We start from the raw sequence: 22547 nt of genomic DNA, 5'->3' as shown, positions 1-22547 counted from the left end.
GCCCATGACGCCACCATCGCCCTCCCTGTCCACCGCGCTGCGCTACTGGCTGAAGCTGGGCTTCATCAGCTTTGGCGGACCGGCCGGGCAGATCGCCCTGATGCATGCCGAGCTTGTCGAGCGGCGCCGCTGGATTTCCGAGCAGCGCTTCCTGCATGCGCTGAATTACTGCATGCTGCTGCCGGGGCCGGAAGCAACCCAGCTGGCCGTCTACATCGGCTGGCTGCTGCACCGGGCGCGCGGCGGCATCCTGGCCGGCACGCTGTTCGTGCTGCCATCGCTGCTGATCCTGATCGGACTTTCCTGGATCTACCTGGCCTTCGGCGACGTGCCGGCGATTGCCGCGGTGCTGTACGGTATCAAGCCGGCCGTCGTGGCGCTGGTGCTGGCCGCCACCTGGCGCATCGGCCGGCGCACGCTGAAGAACGGCCTGCTGGCCGCCCTCGCCTGCGCGGCCTTCGCCGCCATCATGCTGGGCGTGCCCTTCCCCGCCGTGGTGCTGGTCGCCGCCATGCTTGGCTGGCTGGGCGGGCGGCTGCGGCCGGCGGCGTTCGCCCCCGGCATGCCCGGCCATGGCAAGGCGGCGGCCAGCCATGGCCCCGCCGTGATCGACGACGACACGCCGACACCGCCCCATGCCCGCTTCGGCTGGCGCAAGTTGCTGGCCACGTCCGCAGCCGGCGTCGCCCTCATGGGCGGCAGCTGGCTCGCGGTGGCGTCCGCCACCGGCCTGTACAATCCGCTCGCGCAGATGGGCTGGTTCTTCACCAAGGCGGCGCTGCTGACCTTCGGCGGCGCCTATGCGGTGCTGCCCTATGTCTACCAGGGCGGCGTGGAAACACATGGCTGGCTGACGCCGGCCCAGATGATCGACGGCCTGGCGCTGGGCGAAACCACGCCCGGCCCGCTGATCATGGTGAATGCCTTCGTGGGCTTCGTGGGCGGCTGGACCCACCAGGTGCTGGGCGGTCCGACAGCCTCCGGCGTGGCCGGGGCGGTGGTGGCCGCATGGTTCACGTTCGTGCCGTCGTTCATCTTCATCCTGGCCGGCGGCCCGCTGGTGGAGGCCACGCGCGGCAATATCCGCATGACGGCGCCGCTGACGGCGATCTCGGCGGCCGTGGTCGGCGTGATCGCCAGCCTGGCCGTGTTCTTCGGCGAACAAGTCTTCCTGGCCGGCGCCCGCCCGGACTGGGCGGCGATCGCGATCGCCACGGTGGCCGCGTGGGCGTTGCTGCGCTGGCAAACCGGCCCCGTAAAGCTGCTCGCGGCCTGTGCGATGGCTGGCCTCGTGCTACATTACGCCAATGGAATCAATGGTTTATTGAATCCTGGTTAATGTTGCCCAACCTGGTTGCTCAATAAAGTTACCCGATTGCTCACTGTAGTTTGTCAATGACCGAAAAAATCATCATCCTCGCCGACGGCCGCAGCCGGCCGCCGGCGATTCCCTCCGCCATCGAAGCGCCCACCGGTGAAGTGCGCGACCGCCTGGCGCGGCCGCTGCGCGACCTGCGCATCTCGATCACGGACCGCTGCAACTTCCGCTGCGTGTACTGCATGCCGAAGGAAGTCTTCGACAAGGATTACCAGTACCTGCCGCATTCCTCGCTGCTGACCTTCGAGGAAATCACGCGCGTGGCGCGCCAGTTCGTGGCCCATGGCGTGGAAAAGATCCGGCTGACGGGCGGCGAGCCGCTGCTGCGCAAGAACATCGAGCGCCTGATCGAGATGCTGGCCGCGCTGCGCACCGTCGACGGCAAGCCGCTCGACCTGACGCTGACCACCAACGGCTCGCTGCTGGCCCGCAAGGCGAAAGCCTTGAAGGAAGCGGGCCTGCAGCGTGTCACCGTGTCGCTGGATGCGATGGACGATGCCACGTTCCGCGCGATGAACGACGTGGATTTCGCCGTCTCCGACGTGCTGGAAGGCATCGAGGCGGCCCATGAGGCGGGGCTCGGCCCGATCAAGGTCAACATGGTGGTCAAGGCCGGGACCAACGAGCAGGAAATCCTGCCGATGGCGCGGCATTTCCATGGCACGCCGCACATCCTGCGGTTCATCGAATTCATGGACGTGGGCGCCTCCAACGGCTGGAACATGAACGATGTGATTCCCTCCGCCGAGATCGTGCGCCGCGTCGGCGCCGAATTGCCGCTGGTGCAGGTCGACCCGAACTACACCGGCGAAACGGCGGCGCGCTGGCGCTATGCCGATGGCGGCGGCGAGATCGGCGTGATTTCCAGCGTCACGCAGGCATTTTGCCGCGACTGCACGCGGGCGCGCCTGTCCACCGAGGGCAAGCTGTACACCTGCCTGTTCGCCACCCAGGGCCACGACTTGCGCGCGCTGCTGCGCGGCGGCCACAGCGACGAAGAACTGGCGGCCGCCGTCGGCGCGCTGTGGCAGGCGCGCGGCGACCGCTATTCGGAGCTGCGCACCATCAATACGGACGGGCTGTCGGGCAGCGGCGCGCGCAAGGTCGAGATGTCCTACATCGGCGGATAAACTTGGGGTGAAGGCATGCACGGCGGCCGAACGCCGCGGCGATCGGACGCGCCGTGCATGAGTGTGCGTTGACTATTCACAGGGGAAACAATTGAGCGACAACGACGTCAGCGGCCTGATCTTCGCGGGTGGCCGCGGCAGCCGCATGGGCAACGTGGACAAGGGCCTGCAGCCGTTCCGGGGAGCCACGCTGGTGGCGCACGTGCTGCAGCGCTTCGCACCGCAAGTGACGGCGCTGACGATCAGCGCCAACCGCAGCCACGAGGCGTATGCATCGCTGGGCGCGCCGGTGCTGGCCGACGAACTGGGCGGCTTCGCGGGCCCGCTGGCCGGCCTGCAGGCGGGCCTGCGCCGCTGCGCCACGCCACTGCTGGCCACGGTGCCCTGCGATTCGCCGTTCTTGCCGGACAACCTGGTGCAACGGCTGCGGGATGCCTTGCTGGCCCAGGATGCCGACCTGGCGCTCGCCGTGACCATGGAAGCGGACGACAGCGGCGCGGCCCGCAAGCAGCCGCACCCGGTATTTTCCCTGATGAAGACGGACGTGCTGCCCCGGCTCGACGCCTACCTGGCACGCGGCGGCCGCAAGATGGATGGCTGGCATGACGGCCTGAAGGTGGCCGAAGTGCTGTTTACGGACGCCGCAGCGTTCCGCAACATCAACACGCGCGAGGAACTGCTGGCCGAAGACCGCGTGCATCGGCTGGCCGACCTCACCGGCGATCTCGATCCCGGCGCGATGCCGGTCCGGCAGGCGCGGCACGTCATCGAACGGTTCGTGCGCCCCGTGCGCGGGGTGGAAAAGGTGGCGCTGCGCGCCGCGCTGGGCCGTGTGCTGGCCGAGGACGTGATTTCGCCGATCAGCGTGCCCGCGCACGACAATTCCGCGATGGACGGCTTTGCCTTCGACGGTGCCCAGCTGTCGGCGGACCATCCGACCCGGCTGAAGGTGATCGGTACGGACTTCGCCGGCCGCCCTTCCGGGCTGCAGCCGGGCCCCGGCCAGTGCCTGCGCATCATGACGGGCGCGGTGATGCCGGCCGGATGCGACACGGTATTGCCGCAGGAGCATGCCGCGGGCGTCGAGGACGACTGCCTGACGATCGCGCCGCGCAGCGTGCGCCCCGGCGACAACCGCCGCCTGCGCGGCGAGGACCTGATGGCGGGCCGCCCGGCGCTGGCGGCCGGCAAGATCGTGCGCCCGGCGGAGCTCGGCCTGATCGCCTCGCTCGGCATTGCCGAGGTGCCGGTGCGGCGCCGGCTGCGCGTGGCATTCTTCTCCACCGGCGACGAACTGCGCTCGGTGGGCGAACCGCTGGCGCAGGGCTGCGTGTACGACAGCAACCGCTATACGCTGTTCGGCATGCTCACGCGCCTGGGCTGCGAGCTGGTCGACATGGGCATCGTGAAGGACGATCCGGCCGCGCTGGAGGCGGCGCTGCGCGATGCCTGCCAGAGCGCGGATGCGGTCGTCACCTCCGGCGGCGTCTCGGCCGGTGCCGCCGACTACACGCGCGACATCATGGCGCGCCTGGGCGAAGTGGCGTTCTGGACCATCGGCATGCGCCCCGGCCGGCCGATGGCGTTCGGCCGCATCGGCGCCGAGGGCCACGAAGCGTTCCTGTTCGGCCTGCCCGGCAATCCGGTGGCCGTGATGGTGTCGTTCTACTTCTTCGCCCGCCCCGCCCTGCTGCGGATGATGGGCGCCGACGCGCCGGCCGACCTGCTGGTGCAGGCGCGCTGCGCCGAACCGATCCGCAAGCGCCAGGGGCGCACCGAATTCCAGCGCGGCGTGCTGTCGATCGCTCCCGACGGTAGCCGCGAAGTGCGGATCACCGGCGCCCAGGGCTCCGGCATCCTGCGCTCGATGACGGTAGCCAACTGCATTGTCGTGCTGCCGGATGAATGCGGCAACGTGGCGGCCGGTGACCTGGTGGAAGTGCTGATGTTCGAGGGGCTGGTGTAACGGCGGCGCCAGCCACGGAACGGTTCAGGGAGCGCTCCCGCTCCCCATCGGCCCTTCTCCAAACAGCCGCGCATCCATCGGCTTCACGTTCGCCGCGATGCGCGGCACGAAGTCCATCCGCGCCAGGATATCGCGCTCGATATCGATGCCGGACGCGACCTCGATGAGTTCCAGCCCCTGCGGCGTGAGCCGGAACACGCACCGCTCGGTGACGAACAGCGCTTCCTGCCCCCGCTCCAGGGCCACCGCGCCGCTGTAGGTGCGGTGCTCGACCTCGTGCACGAACTTGCGGGAGGCGCCTTCGCGCACGATGCGCAGGCCGCCGTCGCCGATCGCCACTTCATGCGCACCGGCGGTGAACGTGCCGACGAAGACCACCTTGCGGGCACTCTGGCTGATGTTGATGAAGCCGCCGGCGCCGGCCAGCTTGCGGCCGAACTTGCTGACGTTCAGGTTGCCCTGCCGGTCGGCCTGGGCCAGGCCGAGGACCGCCACGTCGAGGCCGCCGCCATCGTAGAAGTCGAACTGGTAGGGCTGGTCGATGACGGCGTCTGCATTGACGGTGGCGCCGAAGTCGAGGCCGCCGGCGGGCATGCCGCCGATCACGCCCGGTTCGGCGGTCAGCGTAAAGCGCTCCAGCATGCCTTCCTCGGCCGCCACCGCCGCCACGCCTTCCGGCATGCCGATGCCCAGGTTGACGATGTCGCCGTCGGCCAGCTCCAGCAGCGCGCGCCGGGCGATCACCTTGCGCGCCGTCAGCGGCATCGGCGCGTAGCTGTCGAGCGGCACCCGCAATTCGCCGGCAAAGGCGGCATCGTACGGCGTGCCGAACGTCTGCATGTGGTACTCCGGTTTTTCGGCAACGACCACGCAATCGACGAGGATGCCGGGAATGCGCACCTGCCGCGGTGGCAGCGTGCCGGTGGCGGCCAGCCGCTCCACCTGCACGATGACGATGCCGCCGCTGTTGTGCGCGGCCATGGCGATCGCCAGCGCTTCCAGCGTGAGCGCTTCACGTTCCATCGTCACGTTGCCCGCGGCATCGGCCGTGGTCCCGCGGATGATCGCCACGTCCACGGGGATCGCCTTGTAGAACAGCCACTCGCGGCCGCCGATGGTGGTCAGCTCGACCAAGTCGTCGACCGTGCGGCTGTTGATCTTGCCGCCACCGTGGCGCGGATCGACGAAGGTACCCAGCCCCACGTGTGTCAGCAGCCCCGGCTTGCCGGCCGCCGTGTCGCGGAACAGCTGGCTGATCACGCCCTGCGGCAGGTTGTACGCTTCGATGCGGTTGTCGATGGCGAGGTGCTGCAGCTTCGGCACCAGGGCCCAGTGGCCGCCGATCACGCGCCTGACCAGGCCTTCGTGGCCGAAGTGGTTCAGGCCGCGCTCGCCGCCATCGCCCTGGCCCGCCGCATACAGCAGCGTCAGGTCGCGGGGACTGCCCTGGGAAGTGAAGCGCCGTTCCAGGGCGACGGCGACATTTTCCGCGAAGCCCACGCCGACGAAACCGCCGGTGGCCACGGTGGCGCCATCGCGGATCCTGCCAACCGCTTCCTGGGCACTGACGATCTTGCTGCGCATGCGCTGCTCCCTCCTGCTTGAGTTGTCGAAACAGTGTCGCGAAACAGTTGCCGGAATCACGTCGGCCTGTAATGCTGCTTGGTTAAGCGTTACCCGAGGCATTGAAAGTGCATGCATTCACCCCAGCGGCGAAGGGCTGGGGTCAGGAAGGAATGCTGGCATGCATGCCAGCATCGTTCCGCAGGCGCGAAGCATGCTTCGCGAAACCCCTGCTTCACCCCGGCGGGTCTGACCCCGGCATTTGCACTTGGGGTTGGGCTTATCCAAGCGGCATCGAGGTCGCGCCGGTCATTACAAGCCTTGAATGCAGCCGTTCGAACCAGTCGCGCGGGCAATCCCCGTCATGCCGTGCCCGCCGGACTTATACGAAGTATGCAATGAAACGCCACAGATGCAGCAGGGTTTTCCCGGCATGCCTGTTAGCCGGCATCAATATGACCGGTGCCGCGATCGGTTATAACGTCGCTCGCCTGGCTGGGGATCAGGCGGCATCCACACGCGCAGCCTGGCGGCGCGTGGTCAGTCGGGCAGTTCGCCGCCCGCGGCCAGGTCCTGTTGCCCGCCCAGCAGCAGTTCCGCCGCCTCGGCCGGCAGGGCTTCGACGGATTTCAGCTTCCTGGCCATCTGCCGGCTGCGCACTTCGGCCGATTCGATGTTCTTCGCGGCCCGTTCCAGCGTGGTTTTGGTCGCGGCCAGCACGTCGCCGAACTTGCCGAATTCCGTCTTCACCGCGCCCAGCACCTGCCACACTTCGGAGGAGCGTTTTTCCAGGGCCAGGGTGCGGAAGCCCATCTGCAGGCTGTTCAGCAGCGCGGTCAGCGTGGACGGTCCGGCGATGCTGACGCGGTTCACGCGCTGCAGCTCGTCCGCCAGGCCGGGGCGCCGCATCACTTCCGCGTACAGGCCCTCGGTGGGCAGGAACAGGATGGCGAAATCGGTGGTCTGCGGCGGGCACACGTACTTGTCGGCGATGGTTTTCGCTTCGGTGCGCACCGCCCGTTCCAGTTCGCGGCCGGCCAGCGCCACGCCATCCGCATCGGCCCGCTCGGCCGCTTCCAGCAGGCGTTCGTACTGCTCCTTCGGGAACTTGGCGTCGATCGGCATCCACACGGGCGCGCCGCCGTCCTTCTGGCCCGGCAGCTTCAGCGCGAATTCCACGCGCGCATTGGTACCGGCCACGGTTTCGACATTCTTGGCATACTGGTCCAGCGTCAGCACCTGTTCGAGCAGCATTTCCAGCTGCACCTCGCCCCACGTGCCGCGTGTCTTCACATTGGTGAGCACGCGTTTCAGGTCGCCCACGCCCAGCGCCAGCTGCTGCATTTCGCCCAGGCCCTGGTGTACCCGCTCGAGCCGGTCGGAGACTTGCCTGAACGATTCGGTGAGCCGCGATTCCAGCGTGGCGTGCAGCTTTTCATCGACGGTCTGGCGCATTTCCTCCAGCCGCGCGCCGTTGTCGGCCTGCAGGTCGCGAATGCGCGTTTCCAGCGTTGCGCGCACTTCCGCCATGCGGCGCGCATTCGATTCGGTCAATACCTCGATCTGGCGGCGCATGCCGTCCAGCTGCTGGACGGTGGCCGCATGGGCCTGGGCCAGCGTGTGGCTCATTTCCTGCCGCTGCGCCTGGGCGGTGGCCTGCAGCTGCATGCGCACCTCGCGCTCGACCCGTTCCAGCCGTTCGCCGAGGTCGCCGCCCTGGTGGCGATTGCCTCGCAGCAGGAGCACGACCTGCAACGCGAGGATGGCGATGGCGAGCGCCAGCAATGCGTAGATTTCCATGGATTCCGTTCGCGGAAGTGATGTGGCCGAAGCCAGCCTGGCTGCTTCAGTCGGCCTTGTTGCGCATCCAGTCGGCCGTCTGGTAGAACGATTGCATCAGCCGCAGGCGCAGGTCCTCGGCAATGCCCACGTCTTCCATCGCCCACGCCATGGCGCGCAGCCACTGGTCGCGCTCGCTGCTGCCGACCGCGAACGGCAGGTGCCGGGCGCGCAGCCGCGGGTGGCCGAACTGTTCCTGGTACAGGTCCGGGCCGCCCATCCACCCGGTGAGGAACCAGTACAGCTTGTCCCGCGAGCCATCGGTGGCGGGCGGATGCATGGCCCGGATACCGGCGAATTCCGGTTCCAGCTCCATCAGGTCGTAGAAGCGGTCGACCATCTCGCGGAGCTTTTCGGCGCCGCCGATGACCTCGTACAAGGTACGCGACTCGGCAGGCGAGTCGGTCGGCAAGCCAGTAGATGCGTCGGTAAATTCGTTGCGTGATTCAGTCATGGTGGTAATGATAGCGCACTGCGCGTGAGCTGATTGATCCAAATCAATTCGGCATGCGATACCGCTCAACATGGCTGGGTTTGGTAGGAAGATGGTTGCTTGTCCTGAGCCATCACACAGCCATGCATCACGATGCAATCGAACGCGCGGCCGGCGGTTTCATCGGCCGGCTGGCGCGGCGCCACCGCGGCGGCGAACGCGCGGCCATCCAGGCGTTTGTGCTGGGCTGGCTCAGCGTCATCCTCCACCCCCTCTACTTCGTGGTGTTCACGTGGGTTTTCCCGCAGCCGTACGAAAGCCCCGCGCTCCGGCTGCTGGGCACCCTGGTGGGCGCCGCCGGCATCGCGGCCGCGCGCTACCGTACCCGCTGGTGCGAACTGTATGTGCCGGTAGCGCTCACCTTCGTGCTGCCGTTCTTCGGTTCCTACATGTTCATGATGAACAGCGCTTCCAGCGCCTGGACGCAGTGCCTGACGGTGATGATCGTCGGACTGTTCCACTTTCCCACCGCACTGGCGCTGCGCTGCTACGCCGGCGGCATCGCATTGGCATGCCTGGGCGTGGCATGGCAGGGCAAGGGCGAGGTGCTGCTGTCGCACGGCGTGCTGGAACAGTTGCCGGTGCACGCCATGATCGTTCTGCTGCTGAGCCTGGCCCGCTTTTCGCGGGTGGCGCTGGAGCAGGAAAAAATGGCCGGCCTGGGCGAGGGGCTGGGTGCCGTGGCGCACGAGATGCGCACCCCGCTGGCCGCCATGGAAGCCAATGTGCGGGGGCTGACGCGCATGCTGCAGGCGCTGCCGGCCGGCCAGCCGGACGACCTGCGCCATGCGCTGGGCCGCGTGCAGTACGAAGTGCGCCACATGAACCACCTGATCGACCTGTTCCTGCTGTCGGCCAACGCGGTGCGGCGCCGCCACGAACCGTTCGAAACGGTGTCGATGGCCGATGCGGTGCAGGCCGTGCTGCGCCGCTATCCGTTTACCAGCCCGGAACAGAGCGAGGCGGTCACGGTGGAAGTGCGCGGCAATTTCCGCTTTGCCGGCCAGCACGAGCTGACGGTGGTCATCCTTCTCAACCTGCTGCGCAACGCCCTCAAGGCAATCCACCGGGCCGGCAAGGGCCGCGTGCGCATCGTCGTCGACGGCAACCGCAGATCGCCCAGGCTGCTGTTCATCGATACCGCCTGCGGCATCGCGGCGCGCCGCCTGCCGCTGATCTTCCAGCGTTTCTATGCCTACCCCGCGCACAACGGCACCGGCATCGGCCTGGCCCTGTGCCGGCAGATCATGCGCGCGTGGAATGCCGAAATCCGCTGCGTATCGCGCGAACATGCCTACTCGATCTTTGTGCTGGAGTTTCCGGTTCAGCGCAGCACCCCGCCATCAGGTGACTCATGAGACTTCCGATCCTTTCCCATCCGACCACGGTGGTGCTGGTGGACGACAGCGATTCGTTCCTGAAAAGCCTGTCGTTCCAGCTCGACCCGCTATTGCCCAGCAAGACCTTCCACGATACGGCGGTGGCGCTGGACTGGTTCGCGCGGAGCACGCGCCGCGAAGACTTGCCGCTGCACGTGGATTTCGACAGCCTGAACCAGTCGCCCGACCAGCCCAACGTGGCGGTCGACATGCGCCGCATCCACCGCGTGTGCGAACAGCCGCTGCGCTTCACGATTCCTTCCGTGCTGGTGGTCGATTACTCGATGCCGCAAATGAACGGCGTGGAATTCTGCGACGCGCTGCGGCACCTGCCGACCAAGAAAATCCTGTTTACCGGCGCGGCGGACGAGAAGATCGCGGTGGATGCGTTCAACCGCGGCCTGATCGACCGCTACATCAAGAAAAGCGACGACGACGCGCTCGACCGGCTGGAAGCGGAAATCGGCGCCATGCAGCGCGCCTTCTTCATCGACTACGCGCAAACGCTGGCGGACATGCTGGCCCTGCACGACTACAGCTTCCTGCGCTGCCAGGCGATGGCCGCGGTGGTGCAGGAACAATACCGCCGCAATGGCTTCGTCGAACACTACCTGTATCCGGGCCCGGCCGGCATCCTGTTCTTCGACCGCTACGGCCGCGCCAAGCTGATGGTGATCGAAACGGAACAGGGCATGTGCGCGCAGTACGAAGTGGCGCGCGACAACGATGCGCCCCATTCGCTGCTGCTGGCGCTGTCCGAACGGCGCGTGCTGCCGTTCTTTCCGCCGGGCGACGGCATGTATTCCACCGAGGCGGGCGACGAATGGCACCGCCACTGCCGCACGCCGCAAGTGTGCATGGGCCGTGAAAAGTACTACTGGGCGCTGTTCGACTTTCCCGAGCATTACCTGGCCGCGCCGCCGGCGCCGTTCGAGCAGTTCCTGAATGCGCGGCAGGCGGATGCGTATCTGGCGGCGTAACGGATCAAGGCATCGGTGACTGGTGTCGCACACCATTTTTCCGGCCTTTCGGAAAATGGTGTGCGACACCGGTTTTCCCCTGAGCTAGCCAGCGGCAGGCAAACACCGGTGTCCGACACCTTTTCCGGTAAACCCATCCGGAAAAAGAGTCCGACACCAGTCCCGGGTTATCCGGCACCCGGCCTCCTGCCCGTTCAGGCTTCCCGCAGGGTCTGCAACGGCGGCTGCCGCAGCACGTTGCGCAGCCCCAGCCAGCCGCCCACCGCGGCGCACACGGCCCCCACGGCCACCCCGGCCATCCACGCGGCGGGGCTGAAGACCCAGTCGAACTTGAACTGGTAGGTCGCCAGTCCCCAGCCCATCGCCGCGGCGCCGGTCGCGGCCAGCAGCCCGGCCAGCGAGCCCACCAGCAGGAATTCGATCATCTGCGCGCGCGAAAGCTGGCGCCGGGTGGCGCCCAGCGCGCGCAGCAGGCCCGATTCGCGGGTGCGTTCATCCTGCGACCCCATCAGCGCCGCATACAGCACCAGCAAGCCGGAAGCCAGCGTGAAGGCGAACAGGAATTCCACCGCCTGGATCACCTGGTCCAGCACGGACTGGATCTGGCGCAGCACGCCGCCCACGTCCACCACGGTCAGGTTCGGATAGTCGCGCGACAGTTGCGTGCCCAGCGCGGCCGCTTTCTTGGGCAGGTGGAACGACGTGATCCATGTCTGCGGCGTCTCGGCCATCGCGCGCGGGTTGATGATGACGAAGAAGTTCACCCGCATCGAGCCCCATTCCAGCTTGCGCAGGCTGGTGATGCGTGCTTCCACGGGCGAACCGGCGATATCGAAGCGCATCGTGTCGCCCAGTTTCAGGCCCAGCGTTTTCGCCAGCCCTTCCTCCACCGATGCCTCGGCACTGCCGGGCGCATCGTCGAACCAGGTGCCGGCGGTGAGCTTGTTCTGCGACGGCAGTTCGCTCATCGTCGACAGGTTGAACTCGCGCTCCGCCAGGTTGCGCGCCCGGCCTTCCGGATAGGTGGCCGGCGTGACCAGCTTGCCGTTGACGGCCGTCAGGCGCCCGCGGATCATCGGGTACAGCGGCGCTTCCAGCGCCCCGCCGGCGCGCAGCCGGGCGGCGATTTCATCCTTCTGGTCCGGCTGGATGTTGATGACGAAATGGTTCGGCGCATCCGGCGGCGTGGCGTTGCGCCAGGAGGTCATCAGGTCGTCGCGCACGATCGTCAGCACCAGCAGCGCCATCAGGCCCAGTGCCAGCGACACCACCTGCACCACCGTGGCGCCGGGGCGCCGCTGCAGCGACGTGACGGCGAAGCGCCATGCCGGGTGCTTCAACGACGTGCGCAGCGACTTCAATGCCGCCAGGCCGCCGTAGCCGGCCAGCGCGAACAGGCCGAACGCGCCCACGAAGCCGAGCGCCGTGTACAGCGCCAGCCTCAGGTCGCCGGCCTGCCACAGCAGCAGCACGACGAACGCGGCCAGCCCGAGCCCGTAGGTGGCCAGCGCCATCGGCTGGGGCGGCGCCTGCTCGCGGCGGATCACGCGGTTGTGCGGCACGTTGCGCAGCTGCAGGATCGGCGGCAGCGCGAAACCGGCCAGCAGCAGCATGCCGGTGGCCAGCCCCTGCAGGGCGGGCATGACCGATACCGGCGGCAGGTCGGCCTGCACCAGGCGGCCCAGCAGTTCGAGCAGCACGAAGTGGCTGCCGAAGCCGACCAGCACGCCGATCACGCTGCCGGCCAGGCCCACCAGCAGGAATTCGATCAGGTAGATCGCCGTGACCTGGTTCTGGGTCAGGCCCAGGCAGCGCAGCATCGCGCAGGCGTCGAGGTGGCGCAGCATGAAGCGGCGTGCCGCCATGGCCACCGCCACGGCTGCCAGCATCGCCGACAGCAGCCCGACCAGCGACAGGAAGCGGTCGGCCCGTTCCAGTGTCTCGCGCATTTCCGGACGGCCCTCTTCCAGCGTGTCGATGCGGATATTGCGTGCCTTCCCCGCATTGATCTCGCCGCGCAGCCATTCGGCGTAGGCGTTGACGGCGGCGCGGCCGTCCGCCCCCTGCCCCGCCGCCAGCAGGCGGTAGGTGATGCGCGAACCGGTTTGCACCAGGTTGGTCCTGGGCAGTTCGTCGAGCCGCAGCATCACGCGCGGGGCGAAATTGGCGAAACCGGTGCCCCGGTCGGGCTCGGTCGCGACCAGCTGGGCGACGCGGAACGTGGCATCGCCCACCCGGATGCTGTCGCCGATGCGCGCGTTCAGGGCGCGCAGCACGGCCACGTCGACCCACACGGTGCCGGGCGCGGGAATGTCCGGCGCCGGCGTGCCGATGTTTTCGTTGGCCTGCTCCGGATCGGTCGTCACCTTGACGCGGCCGCGCAGCGGATAGCCGGGGCTGACGGCTTTCAGCGAGGCCAGCACCGACTGCACGGCCTCGCCTTCGCCGGCCTGGGCCATGCTGGGGAACACGGCTGTGTCAGCCAGCACGAGGCCGCGGCGCGCCGCTTCCTCGCGCCAGGCGGTGGACAGCTGCTGGTCGCCGGCGATCACGAGATCCGCGCCGAGCAGCTGGTGGGCATCGCGATTCAGGCCGGCGCGCAGCCGGTCGATGAAAAAGCCGGCCGACGACAGCGCGGCCACGGCAACGATCAGTGCGACCAGCAGGAAGCGCAGCTGGCCGGCGCGCCAGTCGCGCGCGGTCATGCGGAAGGCTTGGAGGAACATGGTCAGGTAGGTGAACCGGGGTCGTGGTTAACCCAGGAACGCAACCCTGGGTGGAATGCCGCTGCTAGTCCTTACATCGGATCTTTACATCAAACGACGTCGAAGGCCGAGAAATACGCGTCGACCTCGTCGAGGAACTTCTGCTTCTGCTCGGCCGGCAGGAACGATGCGGCAAAGCCGTTCCTGGCCAGTTCGTGCGCATGCTGCAGCCCCAGCGGCAGCGAGTCGAACGCGGCCAGGAAGTTCTCGTTCAGGTAGCCGCCGAAGTAGGCCGGGTCGTCCGAATTGATCGTGACCACCAGACCGGCGTCGAGCAGGGTCAGCAGGTTGTGTTCCTGCATCGTGTCGAACACGCGCAGCTTGATGTTCGACAGCGGGCACACGGTCAGCGCCATCTTCTCGGCGGCCAGGCGGCGCGTCAGCGCGGCGTCTTCCAGGCAGCGCACGCCGTGGTCGATGCGTTCGACGTGCAGCACGTCCAGCGCCGACCAGATGTATTCCGGCGGACCTTCCTCGCCGGCGTGCGCCACCAGGTGCAGGCCCAGCTCGCGGGCGCGGGCGAACACGCGCGTGAATTTTTCCGGTGGATGGCCGACCTCGGAAGAGTCGAGGCCCACGCCGATGAACTTGTCGCGGTACGGCAGCGCGGCCTCCAGCGTGGCGAGCGCGTCGTCTTCGGACAGGTGGCGCAGGAAGCACAGGATCAGCGTGGCGGACACCTCGCTGTCGGCGCAGGCGCGGTGGATGCCGTTGATCACGTCGCCGATCGGCACGCCGCGCGAAGTATGCGTCTGCGGATCGAAGAAGATCTCCGTATGGCGCACATGGTCGGCTTTGGCGCGCTCCAGGTAGGCGGCGGTCATGTCGTAGAAATCCTGCTCCTTGAGCAGCACGCTGGCGCCGGCATAGTAAATGTCCAGGAACGATTGCAGGTCCTGGAAAGCGTAGGCCGCGCGCAGGGCGTCGACGGAGGGATAGGCGAGCTGCACGCCGTTGCGCTGGGCGAGCGCGAAGATCAGTTCCGGTTCCAGCGAACCTTCGATGTGGATGTGCAGTTCGGCTTTCGGCATGTTCTGCACGATGTGGCGGATTTGGGTATTCATTACGTTCCTTTGTTCGCTGATAAAGCGCATCTTAGCGCAAGACCGAATGTTTTTTCAGCCGCTGCCCTGCCGCACGTTTTACGTGGTGTTCAGCACAGCTTGATCAACCATGCTACTGTGATGTCAAGCGTGAAGGAAATGGCAACAACGCCCCGGATTGGCCCAAGCGTGCGCGTGTTTTCCCTTGTTTTTTCCTTGTGAATCAGGGCTTTACAGATGAGATTGACGATGTTGGATAATATTTTGACTTCCGGCACCAATAGCGCAATAATCGATTCCACAAGCGAATTTCACAATCGTAAGATGCGTTTCGGCGCAAACACACGCAAGCCGGCACTCCTCCACAGCGCCGCGAATAAAAAACTCAGCTCACGGCACGCGCAACGCGTGCCACTGCCAGAAGCTGACGGTATTCATGACAATCAAGGAGCATCACCCAGGATCAGGCCGACAGCCTTGCACGACAGCTGCCGGCCACAGTAAGGGAAGCCCTGCATGAACGCCGCGCGCATCCACAGGATGGCGGCGCGGCAGCGATGGCGGACTTTCCGTGACGAGTAGGTTTACATCAGAGGACACGCACATGACGATCTTTGACACTTACGCAGCACGGTACGAGCGCACCAAGGAAGAGGAAATGTCCCTCTCCGAGTATCTCCAGTTATGCAAGAAGGATCACCTGACCTATGCGACGGCGGCGGAGCGGATGCTGGCCGCGATCGGTGAGCCGACGCTGGTCGACACGCGCAACGACACCCGGCTGTCCCGCATCTTTGCCAACAAGGTCATCAAGATCTACCCCGCCTTCCGCGAGTTCTATGGCATGGAGGAAGTGATCGAACAGGTGGTGTCCTACTTCCGCCATGCGGCCCAGGGCCTGGAAGAGCGCAAGCAGATCCTTTACCTGCTCGGTCCGGTTGGGGGCGGCAAGTCGTCGATTGCCGAGAAGCTGAAATCGCTGATGGAACAGGTACCGTTCTACTGCCTGAAGGGTTCTCCCGTGAACGAGTCGCCGCTCGGCCTGTTCAACGAGGCCGAAGACGGCGTGATCCTGGAAGAGGATTACGGCATCCCGCGCCGCTACCTGCGCAGTATTCCCAGCCCGTGGGCGGTCAAGCGGCTGCACGAGTACAACGGCGACATCAACCAGTTCCGCGTGGTCAAGCGCTACCCGTCGATCCTGAAGCAGGTCGCCATCTCGAAGACCGAGCCGGGCGATGAAAACAACCAGGATATCTCTTCGCTGGTGGGCAAGGTCGACATCCGCAAGCTGGAGGATTACGCGCAGGACGATCCCGATGCCTACAGCTATTCCGGCGGCCTGTGCCTGGCGAACCAGGGGCTGATGGAATTCGTGGAGATGTTCAAGGCGCCGATCAAGGTGCTGCACCCGCTGCTGACGGCCACGCAGGAAGGCAACTACAAGGGTACCGAGGGCTTCGGCGCGATTCCCTTCGATGGCGTGGTACTGGCCCACTCGAATGAATCGGAGTGGAAGAGCTTCCGCAACAACCGCAACAACGAGGCGTTCCTGGACCGGATCTATATCGTCAAGGTGCCGTATTGCCTGCGCGTGTCGGACGAGGTAAAGATCTACGACAAGCTGCTGCGCAATTCCTCGCTGGCCGAGGCGCCGTGCGCGCCGGGCACGCTGCGCATGATGTCGCAGTTCGCCATCCTGTCGCGCCTGAAGGAACCGGAGAACTCGTCGATCTTCTCCAAGATGCTGGTCTACGATGGCGAGAACCTGAAGGATACCGATCCGAAGGCCAAGTCGATCCACGAGTATGTCGACTATGCCGGGGTGGACGAAGGCATGAACGGCCTGTCGACCCGCTTCGCCTTCAAGATCCTGTCGAAGGTGTTCAACTTCGACTCGACCGAGGTAGCGGCCAATCCGGTGCACCTGCTGTACGTGCTCGAGCAGCAGGTCGAGCGCGAGCAGTTCCCGCCGGAGACCGAACAAAAATACTTCTCCTATATCAAGGAGCACCTGGCGCAGCGCTACGTGGACTTCATCGGCAAGGAAATCCAGACCGCCTACCTGGAAAGCTATTCCGAATATGGCCAGAACATCTTCGACCGTTACGTGACATTCGCCGACTTCTGGATCCAGGACCAGGAATACCGCGATCCGGACACCGGCGAAAGCTTCGACCGCGAATCGCTGAACGCCGAGCTGGAAAAGATCGAAAAGCCGGCCGGCATCAGCAATCCGAAGGATTTCCGCAACGAGATCGTTAATTTCGGCCTGCGCGCCCGTGCCAACAATGGCGGCAAGAACCCGGCCTGGACGTCGTACGAGAAATTCCGCACCGTGATCGAGAAGAAGATGTTCTCGAATACGGAAGAACTGTTGCCGGTGATCTCGTTCAACGCCAAGGCGAGCGCCGAAGATGCCAACAAGCACGCCGACTTCGTGGCACGGATGGTGGAAAAAGGCTACACCGCCAAGCAGGTGCGGCTGCTGTGCGAATGGTATCTGCGTGTGCGGAAGTCGTCGTAAGGCTGTCAGTGCCATAATAAGCCGTAGATTGCACCTTCCCAGTTGAGTTCACGGCTTACAGCGTAAAGGGGCCGCGAGAAACCGTAGCGAGCGGCGGCAGTTCGGGTCGAAGCGCGGAATCGTACTTTAGTACGATGAGCACTGCAGGACCCGAAATGCAACGCGCAGTAGGTTTATCGCGGCCCTACTAGGGGGATTGATTTGAGTTACCTAATTGACAGACGGCTGCAGGGCAAGAACAAGTCCGCGGTCAACCGCGAACGGTTCTTGCGCCGCTACAAGGCCCAGATCAAGGACGCGGTCGGGCGCGCCATCAAGGGCCGTTCGATCACCGACATTGAAAATGGCGAGAAGGTCTCGATTCCCGTCAAGGACGTGAACGAGCCTTCCTTCGGGCATGCCCATGGCGGCGTATGGGAAGTCGTCAATCCCGGCAACCAGGAATACCAGAAGGGCGACCAGATCGCCCGGCCGAAGGGCGGCGGCGGCTCCGGCCGCGGCAAGGCAGGCAACAGCGACCAGACCTCCGAGGATGACTTCATCTTCGAACTGTCGCGCGAAGAATTCATGAATTACTTCTTTGAAGACCTCGAGCTGCCGAACCTGGTCAAAACGCAACTCACCGCCACCACCGATTTCAAGAGCCAGCGCGCCGGCTATACCGTGTCCGGCACGCCCAGCAACATCCACGTGCTGCGCTCCCTGCGCGGTGCACTGGGGCGGCGCATCGCCGTCGGCGGCCCGTCGCGCAAGGCGCTCGCCGAAGCCGAACAGGAACTGGAAACCTTGCTGCTGGCCGACGTGCCGCTGGACGATTTCCGCGTCGTCGAGCTGAAAAAGCGCATCCATCACCTGCACACCAAGCTGCTGGCGATTCCCTACATCGATCCGTTCGACCTGCGCTACAGCAACCGCATTAAGATTCCCAAGCCGATGACACAGGCCGTGATGTTCTGCATTATGGACGTCTCCGGTTCGATGGACGAGCAGCGCAAGGATACCGCGAAGCGCTTCTTCATCCTGCTGTACCTGTTCCTGAAGCGGGTGTACGACAAGATCGAGGTGGTTTTCATCCGCCACCACACGGCGGCGGCCGAAGTGGACGAGCACGAGTTCTTCCATTCGCGCGAGTCGGGCGGCACGGTGGTGTCGTCGGCGCTGAACCTGCTCAACAAGATCATCGACGAGCGCTACGGCGCCGGCCAGTGGAACAGCTACGTGGCCCAGGCATCGGACGGCGACAACTGGGATAACGACTCGGTGCTGTGCCGCCAGCTGCTGACCAACACGATCATGCCGAAGGTGCAGTACTACACTTATGTGGAAATCACCGATGGCCCGCCGCAGAACCTGTGGGAACAGTATGCGCAGGTGCCGGAGATCCACCACCACTTCGCGATGCAGAAAATTGTCACACCGGCCGACATCTATCCGGTGTTCCGTGAACTGTTCAAGAAACAGCCAAAATAATGAACCAGATGATGAAGCGACCGCCCCACCCGCGCGCGCTGCCGGAACAGTCGGAATGGACATTCGAGCTGATCGAGCAGGCCCACGAGGAAATCAAGCGCGTGGCCGAGAGTTTCGGCCTCGATACCTACCCGAACCAGCTCGAGATCATCACGGCCGAGCAGATGATGGATGCCTACACGTCCGTCGGCATGCCCGTCTCGTACAGCCACTGGTCGTTCGGCAAGCACTTCCTGTCCACGGAAAAAGGCTACAAGCGCGGCCAGATGGGCCTGGCCTACGAGATCGTCATCAACAGCAATCCCTGCATCGCCTACCTGATGGAGGAAAACAGCCTGACGATGCAGGCGCTGGTGATCGCGCACGCGGCCTACGGCCACAATTCCTTCTTCAAGGGGAATTACCTGTTCCGCACCTGGACCGATGCGGAAGCGATCATCGACTACATGGTGTTCGCCAAGAACTACATCGCCGAGTGCGAGCAGCGGCACGGCATCGATGCCGTCGAGCTGCTGCTCGATTCCTGCCACGCCATCCAGAACTATGGCGTGGACCGCTACAAGCGGCCGGCCAAGCTGTCGCTGGCGCAGGAGCAGCGCCGCCAGAAGGAACGCGAAGCCTACCTGCAATCGCAGATCAACGAACTGTGGCGCACGCTGCCGCGCAAGGCCGAAGAGGAAACGGTGGCGCAGTCGCCCACGCGCTTCCCGCCCGAGCCCGAGGAAAACCTGCTGTACTTCATCGAGAAGTACGCGCCCCTGCTGGAACCGTGGCAGCGCGAACTGGTGCGCATCGTGCGCAAGATCTCGCAATACTTCTACCCGCAGCGGCAAACCCAGGTGATGAACGAGGGCTGGGCCACGTTCTGGCACTACACCATCCTGAACCAGCTGTATGACGAAGGCGTGATCGGCGACGGCTTCATGATGGAATTCCTGAAGAGCCATACCAACGTGGTCTACCAGCCGCCGGTGCACAGCCCCTATTACAATGGCATCAATCCGTATGCGCTGGGTTTCGCGATGATGACGGACATCCGCCGCATCTGTGAAAACCCGACGGCCGAGGACCGCGAATGGTTCCCGGACATCGCGGGCAGCGACTGGAAGCAAACGCTGCATTTCGCGATGCGCAACTTCAAGGATGAAAGCTTCATCGCCCAATACCTGTCGCCACGGCTGATCCGGGAATTCCACTTCTTCGCCGTCCTGGACGACGACCGCAACGAAAAGCTGTCCGTGTCGGCCATCCACGATGAAATGGGTTACCGGTACGTGCGCCAGCAGCTGGCCGACCAGTACAACCTGGGCAACCGGGAGCCGAACATCCAGGTCTGGTCCGTCAATACGCGGGATGACCGGGCACTGACCTTGCGGCACACCCAGTTCAACCGCCGGCCACTGAACCAGCAGGCCCACGAGGTGCTCAAGCATGTCGCGCGGCTGTGGGGCTTCGATGTGCACCTCGATACCGTATCCCCGGAAGGCAAGTTGATCAGTACGCTCGAATGCAAGCGTGAAAAGCGCGGCCGCCTGATCTGAACTCACTCACGGGCAGTCCACCGCTCCCGCCGGCGCCGGCCAGCCAGATGGTTGCCCGGCGCCGGCGTTTTCATCGTGTACGAGGCGGGCAAACCAGGCCGTTCAACGCCCTCCTACCCGGCCTTTCCTTCCTGCTGACTTTCTGCTGACCTTCCTGCTGACTTTCTGCTGACCTTCCTGCTGACCTCCTGCTTGTCTTCCTGCCCGCCTTTCCGCTGGCCTTCTGTATACCCAGGCGGCGCCTCCTTGTGACGGATAACCGCGCGTCATCCTGAAACTGTCATCCGCTCTCCCGTTTGCCGCAGACTGGTCTGACCGCCTTGACAGATCGGCTGGACCGCACTTACATTTCGCCGCGATCTCGGCAGATTTTCTGTAGTGAACTTTCAAGCTTGTTTTTTTGTAATCGGGTGCTCCACCCGGCCCGTAAACTGCATATACTGGAGAGGCCAAGGTACCGCTCCCATTATGTAGAAAAAGCAAAATTCGGTACCAAATTTTACATTGCTCGAAGGGAGGAAAGCGCGCAGAAAATTCTGTTTTTTTCGCATTCGGAAAACTTCATGGCATTGCCTGACAGGCTTGCACAGCGTTGGTCAGCGGTGCCCTGGAACGGACGCCAGATTGGTGCAGGTGTGCAGCTAAGGGCATGAAATTTAACCAGTTTTTTGAGCCCAAAATTCTATGTACAATGAAGAATTCGTATGTATAATTCGCCGACGTCCCGGATGCGGCTGTAGCTTTGTGTCGCTATTTTGGGGTTCGAGTAGAGTAGGTATTGGAGAAAGCAGGCATGAATTTTAGTGATAACGGGAAGGTCAAAAAGAACTATACCGGCGTCGTGGTAGTGGTGGCCTTGCATATCATCGCTGGCTACGGGATCGTGACAGGCTTGGGTAAGAAGATGATCAGCAAAATGATCGAGCCAGTCGAAACCAAGATCATCGAAGAGGTTGCTCCTCCACCACCGAAGGAGCTGCCACCGCCGCCACCGCCGCCGGAGATGAAAGCACCGCCACCGCCGTTCATTCCGCCAGTCGAAGTGAACGTGCAGCAGCCGCCACCGCCGCAGAATGTGATCGCCAACGCGACCAACGTCAAGCCGGCAACGAACGAACTGGCGAAACCGGCACCACCGGCACCTCCTGCACCGCCGGCGCCACCGGCCCAGTCCGTGCGTATTCCTGCAGTGGCTGACTTCAGCACCTGCGCGAAGCCGGAATGGCCGAAGTCGTCGCTGCGTAACGAAGAAACGGGCACGGTAACCTTATCGTTCCTGATTGGGGTCGACGGCCGCGTTGCCGACTCCAAGATCGTGAAATCCAGTGGCTTCCGGGACTTGGACAAGGCAGCTGTGAATGGTATCGGCAAGTGCAAGTTCAAGCCGACCATGGTTGACGGCAAGCCGGAACAAGCGTGGATGCAAATGCAATACGTCTGGACGCTGGAATAACCCGAGACAAAGTCTCATTTAGCAAGATTCGTTGTCGTTACGTTCAGCGAACTGATCTTTTATCAATTTGGAGGAAGCATGTTTAAGAATACCCGTTTGTCCGCTGTACTGGCCGCTGTGCTGTTCTCGGTGACCGCAGCATCCGCCCTGGTGAGTGCACCGGCGATGGCCGATGCACCTGCCGCGGCCGCTGCAGACGCACCTGCAGCTCCGGCAGCGGAAGCGGCAGCAGCACCGGCAGCCGATGCAGCAGCCGCACCGGCTGCCGATGCAGCAGCCCCGGCAGCCGATGCCGGCGGCCACGGCGGCGCTGGCGCGGAAGAGGTCGAAAACCCGTTCGGCCCTAAAGCCGTGTGGAATTCGGGGCCGGTTGCCAAAGGTTCCATCATCATCATGTCGATCATGTCGATCGGTACCTGGTACATCATCATCACCAAGTTCCTGGATCAGATGAAGATCATGCGTCAAGCCAAGGAAACCTCCGCCAAGTTCTGGAAGGCATCGTCGATCGCTGCCGGCACCACGACCCTGGCCGAAGGTTCGCCGTTCCGCTTCATCGCTGAATCCGGCACCAAGGCTTCCGCCCACCACGATGGCGCCCTGCTGGAGCAGATCGACCTGTCGACCTGGGTGACGATGTCGATCCAGCGCGCCGTGGACAAAGTCCAGTCGCGCCTGCAAGATGGCCTGTCGTTCCTGGCAACCGTTGGTTCGACCGCACCGTTCATCGGTCTGTTCGGTACGGTGTGGGGTATTTACGGTGCACTGACCAACATCGGTATGACCGGTAACGCGTCGATCGACAAGGTTGCAGGTCCCGTGGGTGAAGCACTGATCATGACGGCAGCTGGTCTGGCAGTGGCAGTTCCTGCCGTTCTGGGCTACAACTGGCTGGTGCGTCGTAACAAGTCCGCAATGGAAGAAGTGCGTACCTTCGCTGCAGACGTGCACTCCGTGCTGATCTCTGGCGCGATGTCCACTGCCGAATCCGTTGGTCGTGCGAAAAAAGTAGGCTAATAC

General features: G+C 64.4%; 15 protein-coding genes. 10 read left to right on the top strand and 5 right to left on the bottom strand.

All coding sequences use genetic code 11. The features are described from left to right. Window positions 1-4 precede the first annotated feature (4 nt). From chrA to moeA, 3 genes are all read left to right on the top strand, one after another. Window positions 5-1339: a chromate efflux transporter gene (gene chrA / locus EYF70_RS04310; protein ID WP_131144299.1), complete on the top strand. Its 1335-nt coding sequence runs from the start codon at window positions 5-7 to the stop codon at window positions 1337-1339. 56 nt (window positions 1340-1395) lie between these two features. Beyond that, window positions 1396-2508, top strand: a complete 1113-nt coding sequence (gene moaA, locus EYF70_RS04305; RefSeq protein ID WP_131144298.1) for a GTP 3',8-cyclase MoaA — start codon at window positions 1396-1398, stop codon at window positions 2506-2508. Window positions 2509-2599: 91 nt separating this feature from the next. After that, window positions 2600-4474 (top strand): molybdopterin molybdotransferase MoeA, encoded by a 1875-nt coding sequence (gene moeA / locus EYF70_RS04300; RefSeq protein ID WP_260117425.1) that lies wholly within the window; start codon window positions 2600-2602, stop codon window positions 4472-4474. Window positions 4475-4498: 24 nt separating this feature from the next. Here the strand turns inward: moeA and EYF70_RS04295 are convergent, their stop codons facing one another. The 3 genes from EYF70_RS04295 to EYF70_RS04285 form a co-directional block, all read right to left on the bottom strand. After that, window positions 4499-6058, bottom strand: a complete 1560-nt coding sequence (locus EYF70_RS04295) for an acyl CoA:acetate/3-ketoacid CoA transferase (RefSeq protein WP_131144297.1) — start codon at window positions 6056-6058, stop codon at window positions 4499-4501. A 519-nt stretch (window positions 6059-6577) separates the two neighbouring features. Beyond that, window positions 6578-7837, bottom strand: coding sequence for a DNA recombination protein RmuC (locus EYF70_RS04290; protein WP_131144296.1), 1260 nt, complete (start codon window positions 7835-7837; stop codon window positions 6578-6580). Window positions 7838-7883: 46 nt separating this feature from the next. Beyond that, entirely contained in the window at window positions 7884-8216 is a 333-nt protein-coding gene (locus EYF70_RS04285; protein WP_307722148.1) for a group II truncated hemoglobin, read from the bottom strand. A gap of 236 nt (window positions 8217-8452) precedes the next feature. On the opposite strand from EYF70_RS04285, the gene EYF70_RS04280 reads away from it, so the two are divergent. Continuing rightward, window positions 8453-9727, top strand: a complete 1275-nt coding sequence (locus EYF70_RS04280) for a sensor histidine kinase (protein WP_131144294.1) — start codon at window positions 8453-8455, stop codon at window positions 9725-9727. Next, a complete protein-coding gene (locus tag EYF70_RS04275; protein WP_131144293.1) occupies window positions 9724-10728 on the top strand; it encodes a response regulator in 1005 nt (334 codons plus the stop codon). The genes EYF70_RS04280 and EYF70_RS04275 overlap by 4 nt, the downstream gene beginning before the upstream one ends. Before the next feature lie 194 nt (window positions 10729-10922). On the opposite strand, the gene EYF70_RS04270 is transcribed toward EYF70_RS04275, so the two are convergent. Both EYF70_RS04270 and EYF70_RS04265 read right to left on the bottom strand, forming a co-directional pair. Continuing rightward, window positions 10923-13454: an ABC transporter permease gene (locus EYF70_RS04270; protein WP_131144292.1), complete on the bottom strand. Its 2532-nt coding sequence runs from the start codon at window positions 13452-13454 to the stop codon at window positions 10923-10925. 89 nt (window positions 13455-13543) lie between these two features. Beyond that, window positions 13544-14557 carry an adenosine deaminase gene (locus EYF70_RS04265; RefSeq protein ID WP_174800386.1) on the bottom strand — a complete coding sequence of 338 codons (1014 nt, stop codon included), beginning with the start codon at window positions 14555-14557 and terminating at the stop codon, window positions 13544-13546. Between the two features lie 583 nt (window positions 14558-15140). On the opposite strand from EYF70_RS04265, the gene EYF70_RS04260 reads away from it, so the two are divergent. The 5 genes from EYF70_RS04260 to EYF70_RS04240 all read left to right on the top strand — a co-directional run bounded on the left by EYF70_RS04260 (window position 15141) and on the right by EYF70_RS04240 (window position 22544). Next, window positions 15141-17063 carry a PrkA family serine protein kinase gene (locus EYF70_RS04260; protein ID WP_131144290.1) on the top strand — a complete coding sequence of 641 codons (1923 nt, stop codon included), beginning with the start codon at window positions 15141-15143 and terminating at the stop codon, window positions 17061-17063. A 201-nt stretch (window positions 17064-17264) separates the two neighbouring features. Then, a complete protein-coding gene (locus EYF70_RS04255; protein WP_131144289.1) occupies window positions 17265-18533 on the top strand; it encodes a YeaH/YhbH family protein in 1269 nt (422 codons plus the stop codon). After that, complete coding sequence (locus tag EYF70_RS04250) at window positions 18533-20074, top strand: SpoVR family protein (RefSeq protein ID WP_371861702.1); 1542 nt, start codon at window positions 18533-18535, stop codon at window positions 20072-20074. Before EYF70_RS04255 ends, EYF70_RS04250 begins: the two co-directional genes overlap by 1 nt. 793 nt (window positions 20075-20867) lie before the next feature. Further along, the gene (locus EYF70_RS04245) at window positions 20868-21527 is read left to right on the top strand and encodes an energy transducer TonB (RefSeq protein WP_131144287.1); all 660 of its coding nucleotides are present in this window, start codon (window positions 20868-20870) and stop codon (window positions 21525-21527) included. A 78-nt stretch (window positions 21528-21605) separates the two neighbouring features. Then, complete coding sequence (locus tag EYF70_RS04240) at window positions 21606-22544, top strand: MotA/TolQ/ExbB proton channel family protein (protein ID WP_131144286.1); 939 nt, start codon at window positions 21606-21608, stop codon at window positions 22542-22544. Window positions 22545-22547 lie beyond the last annotated feature (3 nt).

It is taken from the genome of Pseudoduganella albidiflava, assembly GCF_004322755.1.
Taxonomy (GTDB): domain Bacteria; phylum Pseudomonadota; class Gammaproteobacteria; order Burkholderiales; family Burkholderiaceae_D; genus Rugamonas; species Rugamonas albidiflava.
The sequence above is the reverse complement of the archived record's forward strand: the minus strand, read 5'-3'. Positions and strand labels throughout refer to the sequence as shown.